The sequence below is a fragment of the Thermodesulfobacteriota bacterium genome (assembly GCA_026415035.1).
Taxonomy (GTDB): domain Bacteria; phylum Desulfobacterota; class BSN033; order BSN033; family UBA1163; genus RBG-16-49-23.
Genome location: JAOAHX010000026.1, coordinates 1 through 12,747, shown reverse-complemented (window position 1 = coordinate 12,747; position 12,747 = coordinate 1). Strand labels below are relative to the sequence as shown.

The window sequence follows — 12,747 nt, the reverse complement described above, 5'->3', positions numbered from 1 at the left end:
GTCAAAATCCATACAAGGAGATTTTTACCGATCTCCCCTTGACAATCCCCCTGCCTTTCGCCTATTTATTATAGACCGATACGAAGGGGTATCTCTGGAACAGGGGTGTTCAGGAGGGCACCCCTGTTTCTATAAAGGAACAGGAGGACGGAAGGAGATGAAAAAGGAGAGGTATAACGTGGTCGTCGCAGGTGCCACGGGCGCCGTGGGAAACGAGATGGTTTCCATCCTCGAGGAGAGGAACTTTCCAGTGGGAAATCTGAAACTCCTCGCCTCCACCCGGGGGGCCGGCACCAAAATGGAATTCAGGGGGAAGGAGTACACGGTGGAGGTCATGGATGAACATTCCTTTGAGGGGATGGACATCGGACTCTTCTCTCCAGGGGGCTCGGTGAGCCAGAAGTTTGCGCCCATCGCCGCAAAGGCCGGCTGCGTCGTCATCGACAATACCAGCGCCTTCCGGATGGATCCCGATGTCCCCCTCGTCGTGCCCGAGGTCAACCCCCACGCCATCGCCAACTATCACAAGAAGAATATCATCGCCAACCCCAACTGCTCCACGATTCAGATGGTGGTCGTGCTCAAGCCCATCCACGACGTCGCACGGATCAAAAGGGTTGTGGTTTCGACCTATCAATCTGTCTCCGGCACGGGAAAACGGGCCATCCAGGAACTCGAAAACCAGGTCCTGGCCCTCTACAATCAGCAGGAGATCAAATGGGAGGTCTACCCCCACCAGATCGCCTTCAACTGCCTTCCCCACATCGATGTCTTCCTCGAAAACGGCTACACGAAAGAAGAGATGAAGATGGTCAACGAGACGAAGAAGATCATGGAGGACGATTCGATACGGGTCACGGCGACCACGGTGAGGGTGCCCGTCTTTTATGGCCATTCGGAATCGGTCAACATCGAAACGGAGAAGAAGATCACCGCCCAGGAGGTCCGGGAGATCCTCTCCAAGGCGCCTGGCGTGGTCGTGGTGGACAATCCTGCAAAGGCCGAATATCCCCTGGCCATTCACGCCGCCGGGAAGGACGAGACCTTTGTGGGAAGGATCCGGGAGGACGAATCGATCCCCAACGGGATCAACATGTGGATCGTCGCCGATAACATCCGAAAGGGAGCGGCCCTCAATGCGGTCCAGATCGCCGAATTGTTGATTCAGAAGTATCTTTAAGAGGCCCCTCCCCGTCGAACCCTAATCCCTGAGGAGGATAGAGGATGAAGAAAATCAAAGGCCCCCTTCTGATCGCCTTGATTCTTGTGTTCTCCGCTGCTCCGGCCTTTGCGGAGAAAAAGTCCCCTTACAAAATCGGGGTCAATCTCGAACTGACCGGCCCCTGGGCAGAGGTGACCAAGACCCTTAAGAACGCCATGGTCCTCGAGGTGGAGCGGATCAACAAGGCCGGAGGCATCCAGGGTCGGCCCCTCGAGCTCCTCTTCGAGGACAACGGCTTCGACGTGGGACGGGCGGCGGCCAACATGACCAAGTTTACCAAGGAGAAGGAGGTGTTACTGGTCGTCGGGCCCTTCGAGGATAATCTCCAGGCCACGACCCGGGCCATCGCCGAAAGGGAGAAGATCACCAACATCATCATCTGCCCTTCCAATCCCATGGTCAGGGACCTGAAACAGCAGTGGGCCTTTAACATCGCCCAGAGCGACATCATCGTCTCCCAGAAACTGGTCGACCTGGTCCTGGCTAGAAAGTACAAGAAGGTCCTCGTCTTCCACGGCGCCTGGCCCCTGGCCCAGAGCCTGGCCGAATATTTCAAGCGCTTCGGCGAGGAAAAAGGCGTCAAGGTGATCATCTCCCCGGAAACCCATAAGCCCACCGATATCGACATGACTCCCCAGCTCACCAAGATCAAACCGGTCATGGAGAAGGAGAAGGTCGATGCCTTCTACGCCTGCACAGGCGGCCCGACAGGGCCCATCATCGTCAAGAACCTCCGGGCCCTCGGGATCAAAACGCCTGTCCTGGGAACCCATGCCTTTGGCTTTGGCTTCATCATCGGCCTCGGGGGCGAGGCGATGGAGGGGGTGGAGTTCCCATCGGCCAAACCGGTCGTCTTCGATCAGCTCGACGAAAACGACCCTGTCAAGCCTGTCAACATCGACTTCGATAAGCGCTGGAGGGAACGCTACGGAACCCCCCCGGATCAGATCGCTGCGTACGGTCATGATACCATCGGGTTGATCGAGGAGGCGATGAAGCGCATCAAAGGAAAAGTGACCCGCGCCAGTTTCAGGGAAGCCTTCGAAAATACAAAAGGGTTCAAAGGCACCCACGGCATTTACAACTTCAGCCCGACCGAGCACGACGGTTTGAGCAAAAAAGATTTGGTCTTTGTCCGAATCGAAGGAGGAAAGTTCAAAAGGATCCGGTTACCCGGAGTGGAATAAGCGTTGAAGAAAGTCGACAAGGGGGATACATATCAGAGGGTGGGGCCCGAAAAGGCTCCACCCTCTTCTTTTGTGTGATTGCCATGTGAGGATTGGATAGATGTTGGACCTTTTAGCCCCTCTTCCGCAGCTTCTCGCTTCGGGCATCACCTTCGGGGCGATCTATGCCCTGGTGGGCCTTGGGTTTGTCACCGTCGCCAGGGCCTCCCAGATCATCAACTTCGCCCAGGGCGAATTCGTGATGTTGGGAGGGATGGTCACCTTCTTTCTCCTTAAAGAAATCCAGTGGCCTTATCCGCTCTCGATTGGCCTCACGATCCTGATCGTCATGGGTCTGGGTTTTCTCCTTCACCTCCTCGTCATCTACCCCTTGAGAAAGGCCTCCCTTCCCATCCAATTAATGGCCACCCTGGGCGCCTCTCTCTTCTTGAGCAGCACGAGCGCGCTGCTCTTCGGAACCCTTCCGAAGGCCTTGCCTCCCTTCACGAACAGCCTTCCCCTCACCTTCAAGACGTTTTCGATCCCCGCCCAGAGCCTCTGGGTCCTCGGGGCCACCGGTTTCGTCCTCGCCTTCCTATACCTTCTCTCCCATCAAACCCTGCTCGGAAAGGCCATGGAGGCAAGCTCCACCGACCCTCTTGGGGCTTCCCTCTCGGGCATCCCGAGAAATCTCATGATCTTTCTCGCCTTTGGCATCAGTGCCGGGATCGGTTCCCTTGCGGGCATCTTCATCACCCCCCTCTTCTATGTGAGCTACCATTCCGGGACGCTCATCGGGCTGAAAGGGTTCATCGCCGCCGTCTTGGGGGGATGGGGCAGAAACAGCGGCGCCCTCCTGGGAGGGTTTGTCCTGGGGGTGATCGAATCCTTAAGCATCGTCTTCATCCCCTCCGGGTACAAGGACGCCATCGCTTTCGTCGTCCTGCTTCTCATCCTCTATCTCCGACCGAAGGGGATCCTCGGGTCTCCCTTCATCGATAGCCGACGATGGTAGAATCGATCCATAAGGGATTCAAAAAAAGAGAGCTCTTCTACTCCTTCGGCCTGTGGCTCCTTTCCCTCCTCATTCCCGATCCCCAGCTCCACTACCGGAGAGAGTATCGATTCAGAAAGAGGGACCTCCTCTATCTGATGGGGCTCACGGCCCTTCCGATGATCTGGCCCGACCCCCATGTCCTCCATCTTTTGGTCCTCGCCGGGATTCATGGCATCGTCGCCCTCGGCCTCGGCCTCTTCTTGGGTTATGCGGGTCAGATCTCCCTCGGCCAGGCCGCCTTCTTTGGCATCGGGGCCTACACGACCGCCATCCTCACCACCCGGCTATCCCTCCCCTCTCCCTTTGCCCTTTTGGCCTCGGGATTGGCCGCCTCCCTCTTCGCCTTTCTCATCGGAAAACCCCTCCTCAAGTTGAAAGGATATTTCCTCGCCTTGGCCACGCTCGGATTCGGCGAGATCTTTCTCGTCCTGGTAAGGGAATCCCCGAGCCTCACCGGTGGCGTCATCGGGATCTTCGGCATCCCCTTCTTCTCCGTTGTCGGGTTCACCTTCGACAGTTATCTCAAGCAATACTACCTCAGTTGGGGAATCCTCGCAGGGTTGGTCGTCTTCTGCAAAAATCTGGTTCGATCGAAGATGGGCCGGGCCTTCCTCGCCGTGGCCTCGAGCGAGGACGGCGCCTCGTCGGTCGGGATCGATGTGGCCCGGGTCAAGCTTGGGGTCTTCGTAACGGCCGCGGCCTTTGCGGGGCTGGCGGGTAGCCTCTTCGCCTCGGTCATGTCCACCGCGAGCCCCGAGACCTTCAGCCTCAACCTTTCCGTCCTCTTCGTCATGATGGTCATCCTCGGTGGGATGGGAAACCTTTATGGCCCCATCGCCGGGGCCATCTTCCTCACCTTCCTGACCGACGCATTGGGTCGTTATCAGGAGTTCAGCCTTCCCCTCTACGGCCTGATCCTGATCCTTCTGCTCGTCTTCTTTCCCGAAGGGCTCGGGTCCCGATTGAGGGGTAGGTTGATCTACCTGATCAGTTACTTCGGAAGGAAAAAACGAAGAGAAAAGGTGGACCTTTGATGCTCTTAAGGGTGGAAGAGGTGGTCAAGAATTATGACGGCCTCAGGGCCTTGAACCGGATCTCCCTTCGGGTGTCCAAGGGGACGGTGAAGGGGTTGATGGGACCCAATGGAGCCGGTAAGTCCACCCTCTTTCACCTCATCAGCGGGATGGAACGGCCCGATTCCGGGAGAATCTTTTTCAAGGAGAGGGAGATCACGGGGCTTCCGCCTCATGAGGTCTTCCGCCTCGGCATAGGGAGGACCTTTCAGACCCTGCAGATCTTCGGCAACATGACGGTGGTCGAAAATGTCCTGACCGGTATGCACACGAAATTGCGGGGAGGGATCCTCTCCCACGGCCTCTCCCTTCCCTGGTCCCGAAGGGATGAAGCCAGGGCGATGGCCGAGGCCAAGGAGATCCTCGAACGCTTCGGCCTCTTCGGCCGGTGGAAATGGTTCGCCTCTCAGCTGGCCTATGGGGAGCAGCGGAGGCTGGAGATCGCCCGGGCCTTCGCCTCGAAGCCCGACCTTCTGCTCCTCGACGAACCGGCTGCAGGGCTGACCTCCCCGGAGGCGAAGCATCTGGTCCAGACGCTGAGCGACCTTAAGGAAGAGGGCCTCACCCTCTTTCTGATCGAGCATCATCTGGGGATGGTGATGGAGATGGCGGACGAGGTGGCCGTTCTCCACAACGGGGAGCTAATCGCGGAAGGCCCACCGGAGAGGGTCAAGAGAGACCCGGCGGTCAGGGAGGCCTACGGCCCGAAAAGAGAGTCGAGGTCCGGGTGATGGTCGAGGGAAAGGTGCCCCTGCTAAGGGTCAAAAAGCTGACCGTTCATTATGGCCCCTTGCCCGCCCTTAAGGAGGTCTCATTAGAGATCGAGAAGGGAGAGGCCACTGCCCTCATCGGCCCAAATCGGGCGGGAAAGACCACCCTGCTTCGCACCCTCTCTGGGATCCTCGAAACGACCGAAGGCCGGATCTACCTTGAAGAAGAAGACATCACCAATCTCGACCCCCATCGGATCGTCGCCAGGGGGCTGATCCAGGTCCCTCAGGGCCGACACATCTTCCCCACCCTTTCGGTCCTCGACAATCTCCGACTGGGAGCGTATGCGATCCGGAGGGAGAAGCAAATCATGCGGAGAAATCTCGAAGCGGTCTTCTCCCTCTTCCCGAGATTGGGAGAGCGGAAGGCCCAGAGGGCCGGGACGCTGAGCGGCGGAGAACAGCAGATGTTGGCGATCGGAAGGGCCTTGATGGGAAATCCGAGACTTTTGATGCTCGATGAGCCCTCCCTCGGCTTGGCCCCCCGTTTCATCGAAGAGATCTTCTTCACCCTGAAAAGGATGAACGATCAAGGGTTGACCCTCTTCATTGTCGAGCAGGAGATCGACCTGACCCTTTCGATCTCCCATCGGGCCTACCTGCTCCGAAATGGCCGCCTCATCAAGGAGGGACCGCCTGGGGTCCTTCTCGAAAGCAAGGAGATCAGAGACCTCATTTGAACCTCCCTCGGTCTCCGAACCGCCATTTTTTTATTGGCTCAATTTATCCCCTTCCCCTCCTTCGATGAATGAGCCTCCATGAGTTGGTCACGACGGGACTGCCAATCCCTTCAACCCTGTCTTCTCCATCATGAATTCAAAAAACCCCTCATCGTCTCGCCGAAATCTCTCTCCCAAGAGCTCTTCCACAAAAGGGCCAGCCGCATAGACGGCTCTGGGGGAGTCGGAGAGCACGGCCTTGACGATGAGATCGGCGATCAATTCCGGTCCGGGGATCTTCACATTGGCGAACAATCTTCCGATTCCGGCCCCGTAGGCTTGATAGACGGGCTTGTAATCCGGATCGGTCCTCGAAAGGAGATCTCCGGTCAACCGGTTGGCCGTCTCGTTGAACTCCGTTCCAATCACGCCCGGCCGAATCGTCACCACACGAATCCCGAAAGGCCGGACCTCCATTCTTAAGGCATCGCTGATGGCCTCGACCGCATGCTTGGTCGCGGAGTAAGGACCGCTTGTGGGGAAGGGAAACTTTCCCACGATGGAGCTGAGGTTGACGATCGTCCCTATCCTCAGACGCCTCATCCCGGGAAGGCAGGCCTGGGTGATCCGAATGAGGGAAAAGAGATTGACCTCGAAGAGGCCCCGGATCTTTGAAACGGGAACATCTTCGATCGCGCCCCGGATGCTGTAGGCCGCATTGTTGATAAGAACGGTCACGGGCTCCGAAAGGCTTAGGAGCTCCTGGGAGAACTCTTCCAGGGCCTGAGCATCGGAAAGATCAACGGGCCTGGGCAGAATATTGGGGTTCTGCCTTGCCAGCTCCTCGAGACGTTCTTGCCTTCGGGCCGCCGCGATCACCTGAAAACCCTCCTGGGCTAATCTCACGGCCGTCTCTCTACCGATCCCGCTGCTTGCACCCGTCACCAAAGCCTTTCCCCTGGTCGCCATCCCTTATTCCTCCTAAAAGAAGAATTTATTCCATTTTAACAGAGGTGGTTTTCAAANGTGAAGGCCAACCCCTTCCTTGAAATGGTCCCCTTCCTGTGTTATTCGGTGAAAAAAAGAGGAGGGCGGCGATGCAGATATTGGTGCTCTATTATTCCAAAGGAGGAAACACCCGGAAGCTGGCCGAGAAGATTGCGGAAGGGGTAAACTCCGTTTCCGGGGTTCAGGCGATCCTCAAATCGACCCAGGAGGTGACGAAGGACGACTTTTTGAACTCGGCCGGGATCATCGCAGGCTCTCCCGTCTATTTCGGCGGGATGGCCTGGGATCTGAAACGGATCTTTGACGAGTATGTGGGCATCCGCAGAAAGATGGAGAATAAGATCGGCGCCGCCTTCGCCACCTCCGGAGATCCTTCAGGAGGAAAGGAGACGACCCTCCTTTCGATCCATCAATGCATGCTCATCTACGGGATGATCGTGGTGGGCGATCCGATGGAGGCGACCGGTCACTACGGCGTCTCTTGTGTGGGCGCTCCGGACGAGAGGACCGCGGAGAACGGACGCAAACTGGGCCGAAGGGTGGCGGAACTGGCCCGCAAACTGGCCTCTTAATGCGGATCCCTTCTCCATGGCCGAAAAAAGTCGCCGCACCGGCTATCTCCTCCTGACGTTCGTCGTTCTCACCTGGGGCGCCAATCACGGGATCGTTAAATCGGCATTCGAGGATTTCCCACCTCTCCTTTTCAGCGCCATCCGTTTTTCCCTCTCCGGCCTCCTCGTCCTCACCGTCACCCACCTTCTCGAAAGAAGCATCTCCCTTCGTAAGGAGGATTTCTGGAAGGTCTTCCGGATAGGCCTTCTGGGAATCGGGGCCTATCAGCTCCTCTGGTCGGTGGGCCTCAATCTGACCACCGCCTCCAATTCCGCTCTCATCCTCTCGAGCACCCCCCTCTGGGGAGCCATCTACCTCCATCTGGTCGAGAAAGAACCGGTCTCGGTCCGGCACTACCTCTACCTTCTGCTCTCCCTCCTGGGCGTGGCCCTGATCGTCTTGAGACCCGGGTCAAGGGTCCAGCTCTCCCCCCAGTCCCTGAAAGGCGATCTGCTCATGGTGGTCTCTTCGATCTTTGCCGCGGTCTTTCTCTCCATCTGGTCGAGGCCCCTTTTGAAGAAATACTCTCCCCTCCGGCTGATGGGCTACTGTATGCTCTTCGGATCGCTCGTGCTCTGGCTGGCCGTTCCCGTTTCAGGAGTCTCGGTCAGCTTAACTCAGGTGGGACCGAGATCGTGGTGGGCCCTTGCGTACGCGGTCCTTCTGGCGGGGATCGTTGGCCATGTCTCCTATTACGGAGGGATCGAGAGACTGGGCGTCACCCCATCGATGGTCTACCTCTACCTCATCCCTGTCTGGGCGCTTCTATTCAACCACCTCTGGATGGGTGAAAGGATTCTGATTCAGCAGATTTTCGGAGGGTTGCTCATCCTGATCGGCGTCCACGGTGCCCTCCGGCGTCGATCTCCCTAAACCCCCTCCAGCCCTCTCACCTTCTGATGCAACAGGGAGATATGCCGGAGCTCTTCGTCGATGAGGCGGTCGATCTGTTCCCTTCCGAACCCTTCGGGCACCACCTGTTTCATCGTCGTGTAAAAGACCACGGAGTCCTTCTCAAAGGTGATGGCAAGCCCCAGGGCCTCCAGAGGGGTTCTGCACCGGGAGGCCAGGTCGCTCACATCCCTGTTCTTGACAAAGACATGGGTATCGGCCGTGGCCTGAAGGTATAGGGCCAGTTCTTGGCCGGGGTCAAAAGCCCCGCCTCTTCTTGCCGCTTCCGGCAGGGCCTGCCTCAAACGCTCGAAAAGCTCGATATGCTCCGATTCCCATTTCGAAAGCTCTTCGAAGAGGCCCTTTAAGGCAGGATCGAAACTCCCCTGGGCAACTGCTGCGTAGAACGCCCTACCGTTCGTCTCGATCCGAATTCCGATCTGAAAGATCTCATCCGCATTGAAGAAGATCGACATCCTGACTCCTTTCCCGGGGGATCGTTTCACAAACCTTTTAAAAACTCCAAGAGGTGGTGGTTGAAGGCCTCGGCCTGTTCCACGTTGGAAAGGTGGCGGCAGGAGGGGAGGACGACGAGTTTCGAACCCCGGATGCGCTCGTGGATCGCCTGGGAGGCGGCCACCGGCGTGGCCGGGTCGTCTTGGCCGACAAGGATAAGGGTCGGAAGTTTGATCTCATCGAGCCGGTTTATAAAATTGAGTCTCCGAATGGCCGAGGCGCACCCGATATAACCCTCTGGGGGGGTCGCCAGGAATTCCTCCTGGATCAACCGGAGCATGGGATCGTTCGACCGGAGAAAAGCAGGGGTAAACCACCGCTCCATCGTCGCCTCGAACTGGGACCTCATCCCCTTGGCTCGGACGCTTTCGATCCTCTCCTCCCAGACCGGTTGCATCTCCTCCGGAACGATCGCCGAGGTATCGCAAAGGGAGAGGCTTAAAAGTCGTCTGGGATGTTGAAGGGCGACGGCCTGGCCGATCATCCCGCCCATCGAGAGGCCGACCCAGTGGACCTTTTCGAGGCCGAGACCGTCGATTAGACCGATCGCATCCTCGGCCAGGAGCTCGAGGGTATAAGGGGAGGCCGTGACCTCGGTCTGACCGTGACCCCGGGTATCGTATCGGAGAACCCGAAAGCGGGAACGCAAGGCCTCCATCTGGGGTTCCCACATCTTCAGACTGGAGGCGAGAGAGTGGCTGAGGACCACCACCGGCGCATCCGGTTTCCCTGAAAGTTCATAGTGGATCTCGATGCCGTTGGCTTTGATACGCATGGGGCCTCCCTTCAAAGGGATCCTGATTCGCGGGGATTTCTGACGGTGGTCCTCTTATAGCCCATTTCGAGGCCGGGGGCAACAAAGGGCAGGGTCAGGATGATCTCCTGGCTCTCCTCGGTGCTGTAGCCCACGACCTTTAACATCAGAGAGTAGGGCCTCGTCCCCGGAAGGAATCGCTTCTCCTGGAGGGTCACTCTCTTGAGATGTTCTCTCAATTCCAGAAAGGGTTCCGACTCGAGAAGCGCTTTCCCCTTTTTTCCCTGGAGAAGGCGCCCGTAGGGTCTGAGGATTTCTCGCAGGGCCTCCAGCTCGCTCGTCCCTTCCCAGTCCTGAAGCTCCTTTTCGAGTTGATTCAGGGTCGATTCGAGGTGTTCGATCCTTCTTTCCGGTTCGACGTCTAAATTCGTCTCGCCGTCCCAGAAGACCGGTCTTCCACCATCGAGGCCGAATTTTTCTGGATCGAGATAGGCCAAGGTCCGGTTCTCCAGATTGAGGTAATAGAGGGTGATGTGGAGATGGGGGGGATGGACGAACCAATTCTTCAGGAGGCCCATGCCTGAGTTTCCAGAAAGCGCAACGATTCGATCCCTCATCAGGGGCTTGACCCCTTCCTCGGCCGCCCGCTGGAGGTCGCCCTTCAAAAAGTAACTCCGATCGACGAGGACCCTGTTCAGGTGACCGTAGCTGATCCGATAGGAGGGACGATGCTTATTGACCAGCAGGACGTAGAGGGACCCATGGCGATCCTTCGTGGCCTGTCTCAAATAGGAGGCCATCATCGGGACGAGGGGCGTGTTCATGGGCACATCGTAATCCACGCCCGGCGTGGCACCGCCCCGGAGGTGGCCTTCAAAATTGCTCGGACCCCCGTATATGGCGGACCACCGGAGCGGTGGGCCGAAGATCGGGTCCCAATACTTGAGGAATCTCTCGTCGAACTCCTCGGAGGTAAGCCCATCTTGGCTCAAACTGCCGGCGAACCTGCCCGTACAACCCTTCGGGCCGAGGCCCATTCCAACGGCCAGGGCTGCCCATTTCCCCATCCCTTTTAAAAAGTCCCTTCGGGTCAAAGGGTTCATCTTTCTCCCCAATCTGGGTATAATTATGTTTAACCGACCCCTGCTCGATCTGGCAACTTGATCGATTGAATTATAGAAGAAGCGGGTTACAATTAATTTAAACCTATCGATCGGAGGGAGTCAGCCATGGAACGAAGAGAATTTCTCCTATCCCTTCCCTTTTTCCTCCTGACGCTCCGGACCGGGGTCGCCTTTGCGAACAAATCCTCCACCACCATCGAGGCCCCTGAGACCGTTCAAAAAGGCTCGGAGGTGACGATTCGCGTGACCGTCCACCACAAGGGGAACAACTTCCTCCATTACACCAACTGGTTGAGCGTCAAGGTCAACCAGAAAGAGGTCGCCCGATGGGAGTTCTCTTCCGGGAACCGCCCCGAGGCCGAGGTCTTTACCAGAGAGGTCAAGCATACCGCCCTCGAGGATATGGAGGTCGTGGCTCAAGCCAACTGCAATCTCCACGGAAGCACGGGGCCGAGCGTGGCCAAGATCGCGGTGAAAGGTTAAGGGAGGAGACGCGGGATGACGATCGGTGGCCTTTCCATCATTTTGCTCTGGGGGGTGTTCAACTTCCTGCTGATCCTTTTTCAGTTGAGCACAGGGCTTCGCTGGATCAAGGTCCCTTTCCGGGTCCACAAAAGGAGCGGCCTCGCCCTTTTGGCGAGCGCCACCCTTCACGGGCTTCTGGCCTTTCTCGCGACCTGAACTGGGTCGGCCTCAGAGGACCTTCTCCGGTCTGTGAAGAAACTGATAGCGGCTGGAGGAACGGATCTTGATCTCCTGGATCTGAATCCCCCTGAGGATGGAGAGCGGGACTTCAACCCCTGCCTCCCCGAGGGCCCAGACCTTCCGGTAAAAGTCGTTCAGGCCGTTCACCTCCCTGCCCTTTACGGTCAGGATGAGATCTCCCGCCTTAAGGCCACCCTTCTCAGCCGGCCCTCCTGGGGCCACCCGGGTGATGAAGACCCTTCCCTGGGCCTCTTCGGCGAAAATTCCCAACCAGGGCCTCGGAGCCTTCTGAGGACGGCCCTTCGTCATCAGGTCATTCAGGATCGGCGGGAGAAGATCTATGGGAACGGAGATATTGCAGGAGATCGTCCCGAGTCCAGGAATGACCACCTGGCTCAAAAGGGACCCGATGCCCACCAGCTCGCCGTTGCGGTCGATCAGTGCAGCCCCTCCGTAATTGGCGAAGGCCGGAGCCGTATAAAGGGCCTCCTCCAGGATATACTCCCAATATCCGGTAAACTCCTTCCGGCTGATGACGCCGACGGCCTGGACCGCCTCCTCGTCCCCAAATGCGGCCATGATGACCGGCTCCCCCTCTTTGACCTTCGACGACTGACCCAATTTGATGGGCCTCACCTCGAGGGGGCTCTCCGTCTTCAAGAGTCCGAGTCCTGAGGCGTGATCGAAACCGACAAACCTTGCCCGAACAGGTTTCCCTTCTTTCGGAGTGACTTCGATCGATTCCGCCTCGATGATCAGATATCCGATGGTCAGGATATGCCCTTTGGTATCGATCACCACCCCGCTTCCTTCCCGCTCCGTTCCGAGCGTCTGGGCCGAGTGGGCCTCCTTGGGGATCAGGGATCGAATCTTGACGATGGCCTTGAGAATCTCCTTTGCGTCCTGGTTGGCCGGAGAATCCAATGGGTAGGCAACCGATAAGCCGACCCATAGGCAAAGAAGCATCTTGATGGCCGATCTTCTCATCCTCCTCACTCTCCTTTCTCTTTACCCTCTCGCTTTCATTATACCCGACTCCTCACCAAAGGAACAGGGGCAGACCTAAAGGATCAGGGGAGGGGTTTCGAGGCCCAAAGCCTCTGGTAGGCCGATTCGATCTCTTGATCGGGCAATCTTTCGCTCTGGAGGAGATCGATCCTCTTCTCCTTCCATTTTCGAGCTTCCTCTTC

General features: G+C 57.6%; 15 protein-coding genes. 10 read left to right on the top strand and 5 right to left on the bottom strand.

Going from position 1 to position 12,747, the window contains the following annotated elements; translation table 11 throughout:
• Positions 1-157: 157 nt before the first annotated feature.
• The 6 genes from N3G78_12845 (at position 158) to N3G78_12820 (ending at position 5,968) form a co-directional block, all read left to right on the top strand.
• Complete coding sequence (locus tag N3G78_12845) at positions 158-1,180, top strand: aspartate-semialdehyde dehydrogenase (GenBank protein MCX8118798.1); 1,023 nt, start codon at positions 158-160, stop codon at positions 1,178-1,180.
• Positions 1,181-1,224: 44 nt separating this feature from the next.
• A complete protein-coding gene (locus tag N3G78_12840) occupies positions 1,225-2,409 on the top strand; it encodes an ABC transporter substrate-binding protein (protein MCX8118797.1) in 1,185 nt (394 codons plus the stop codon).
• A 100-nt stretch (positions 2,410-2,509) separates the two neighbouring features.
• Complete coding sequence (locus tag N3G78_12835) at positions 2,510-3,403, top strand: branched-chain amino acid ABC transporter permease (GenBank protein ID MCX8118796.1); 894 nt, start codon at positions 2,510-2,512, stop codon at positions 3,401-3,403.
• On the top strand, positions 3,397-4,479 hold the full coding sequence (locus N3G78_12830; GenBank protein MCX8118795.1) for a branched-chain amino acid ABC transporter permease: 1,083 nt from the start codon (positions 3,397-3,399) through the stop codon (positions 4,477-4,479). Before N3G78_12835 ends, N3G78_12830 begins: the two co-directional genes overlap by 7 nt.
• On the top strand, positions 4,479-5,249 hold the full coding sequence (locus tag N3G78_12825; GenBank protein MCX8118794.1) for an ABC transporter ATP-binding protein: 771 nt from the start codon (positions 4,479-4,481) through the stop codon (positions 5,247-5,249). The genes N3G78_12830 and N3G78_12825 overlap by 1 nt, the downstream gene beginning before the upstream one ends.
• Positions 5,249-5,968: an ABC transporter ATP-binding protein gene (locus tag N3G78_12820; protein ID MCX8118793.1), complete on the top strand. Its 720-nt coding sequence runs from the start codon at positions 5,249-5,251 to the stop codon at positions 5,966-5,968. The genes N3G78_12825 and N3G78_12820 overlap by 1 nt, the downstream gene beginning before the upstream one ends.
• Before the next feature lie 87 nt (positions 5,969-6,055).
• Here N3G78_12820 and N3G78_12815 read toward each other — a convergent pair whose 3' ends face one another.
• On the bottom strand, positions 6,056-6,916 hold the full coding sequence (locus N3G78_12815; protein ID MCX8118792.1) for an SDR family oxidoreductase: 861 nt from the start codon (positions 6,914-6,916) through the stop codon (positions 6,056-6,058).
• 128 nt (positions 6,917-7,044) lie between these two features.
• On the opposite strand from N3G78_12815, the gene N3G78_12810 reads away from it, so the two are divergent.
• The gene (locus tag N3G78_12810; GenBank protein ID MCX8118791.1) at positions 7,045-7,527 is read left to right on the top strand and encodes an NAD(P)H-dependent oxidoreductase; all 483 of its coding nucleotides are present in this window, start codon (positions 7,045-7,047) and stop codon (positions 7,525-7,527) included.
• 16 nt (positions 7,528-7,543) lie between these two features.
• A complete protein-coding gene (locus tag N3G78_12805) occupies positions 7,544-8,440 on the top strand; it encodes a DMT family transporter (GenBank protein MCX8118790.1) in 897 nt (298 codons plus the stop codon).
• Here the strand turns inward: N3G78_12805 and N3G78_12800 are convergent.
• From N3G78_12800 to N3G78_12790, 3 genes are read right to left on the bottom strand one after another with little or no spacing between them, the layout of a single operon-like run.
• Positions 8,437-8,934, bottom strand: coding sequence for a ferritin family protein (locus N3G78_12800; GenBank protein ID MCX8118789.1), 498 nt, complete (start codon positions 8,932-8,934; stop codon positions 8,437-8,439). The two genes, N3G78_12805 and N3G78_12800, sit on opposite strands and share 4 nt — an antisense overlap.
• Before the next feature lie 26 nt (positions 8,935-8,960).
• Entirely contained in the window at positions 8,961-9,749 is a 789-nt protein-coding gene (gene pcaD, locus N3G78_12795; protein ID MCX8118788.1) for a 3-oxoadipate enol-lactonase, read from the bottom strand.
• An 11-nt stretch (positions 9,750-9,760) separates the two neighbouring features.
• Positions 9,761-10,795, bottom strand: coding sequence for a M23 family metallopeptidase (locus N3G78_12790; GenBank protein ID MCX8118787.1), 1,035 nt, complete (start codon positions 10,793-10,795; stop codon positions 9,761-9,763).
• 162 nt (positions 10,796-10,957) lie between these two features.
• Here N3G78_12790 and N3G78_12785 point away from each other — a divergent pair, with 162 nt between their 5' ends.
• Positions 10,958-11,335 carry a desulfoferrodoxin family protein gene (locus N3G78_12785; GenBank protein MCX8118786.1) on the top strand — a complete coding sequence of 126 codons (378 nt, stop codon included), beginning with the start codon at positions 10,958-10,960 and terminating at the stop codon, positions 11,333-11,335.
• A 15-nt stretch (positions 11,336-11,350) separates the two neighbouring features.
• Entirely contained in the window at positions 11,351-11,533 is a 183-nt protein-coding gene (locus tag N3G78_12780) for a hypothetical protein (protein ID MCX8118785.1), read from the top strand.
• A 12-nt stretch (positions 11,534-11,545) separates the two neighbouring features.
• Here N3G78_12780 and N3G78_12775 read toward each other — a convergent pair whose 3' ends face one another.
• A complete protein-coding gene (locus tag N3G78_12775) occupies positions 11,546-12,544 on the bottom strand; it encodes a S1C family serine protease (GenBank protein MCX8118784.1) in 999 nt (332 codons plus the stop codon).
• Positions 12,545-12,747: the final 203 nt, after the last annotated feature.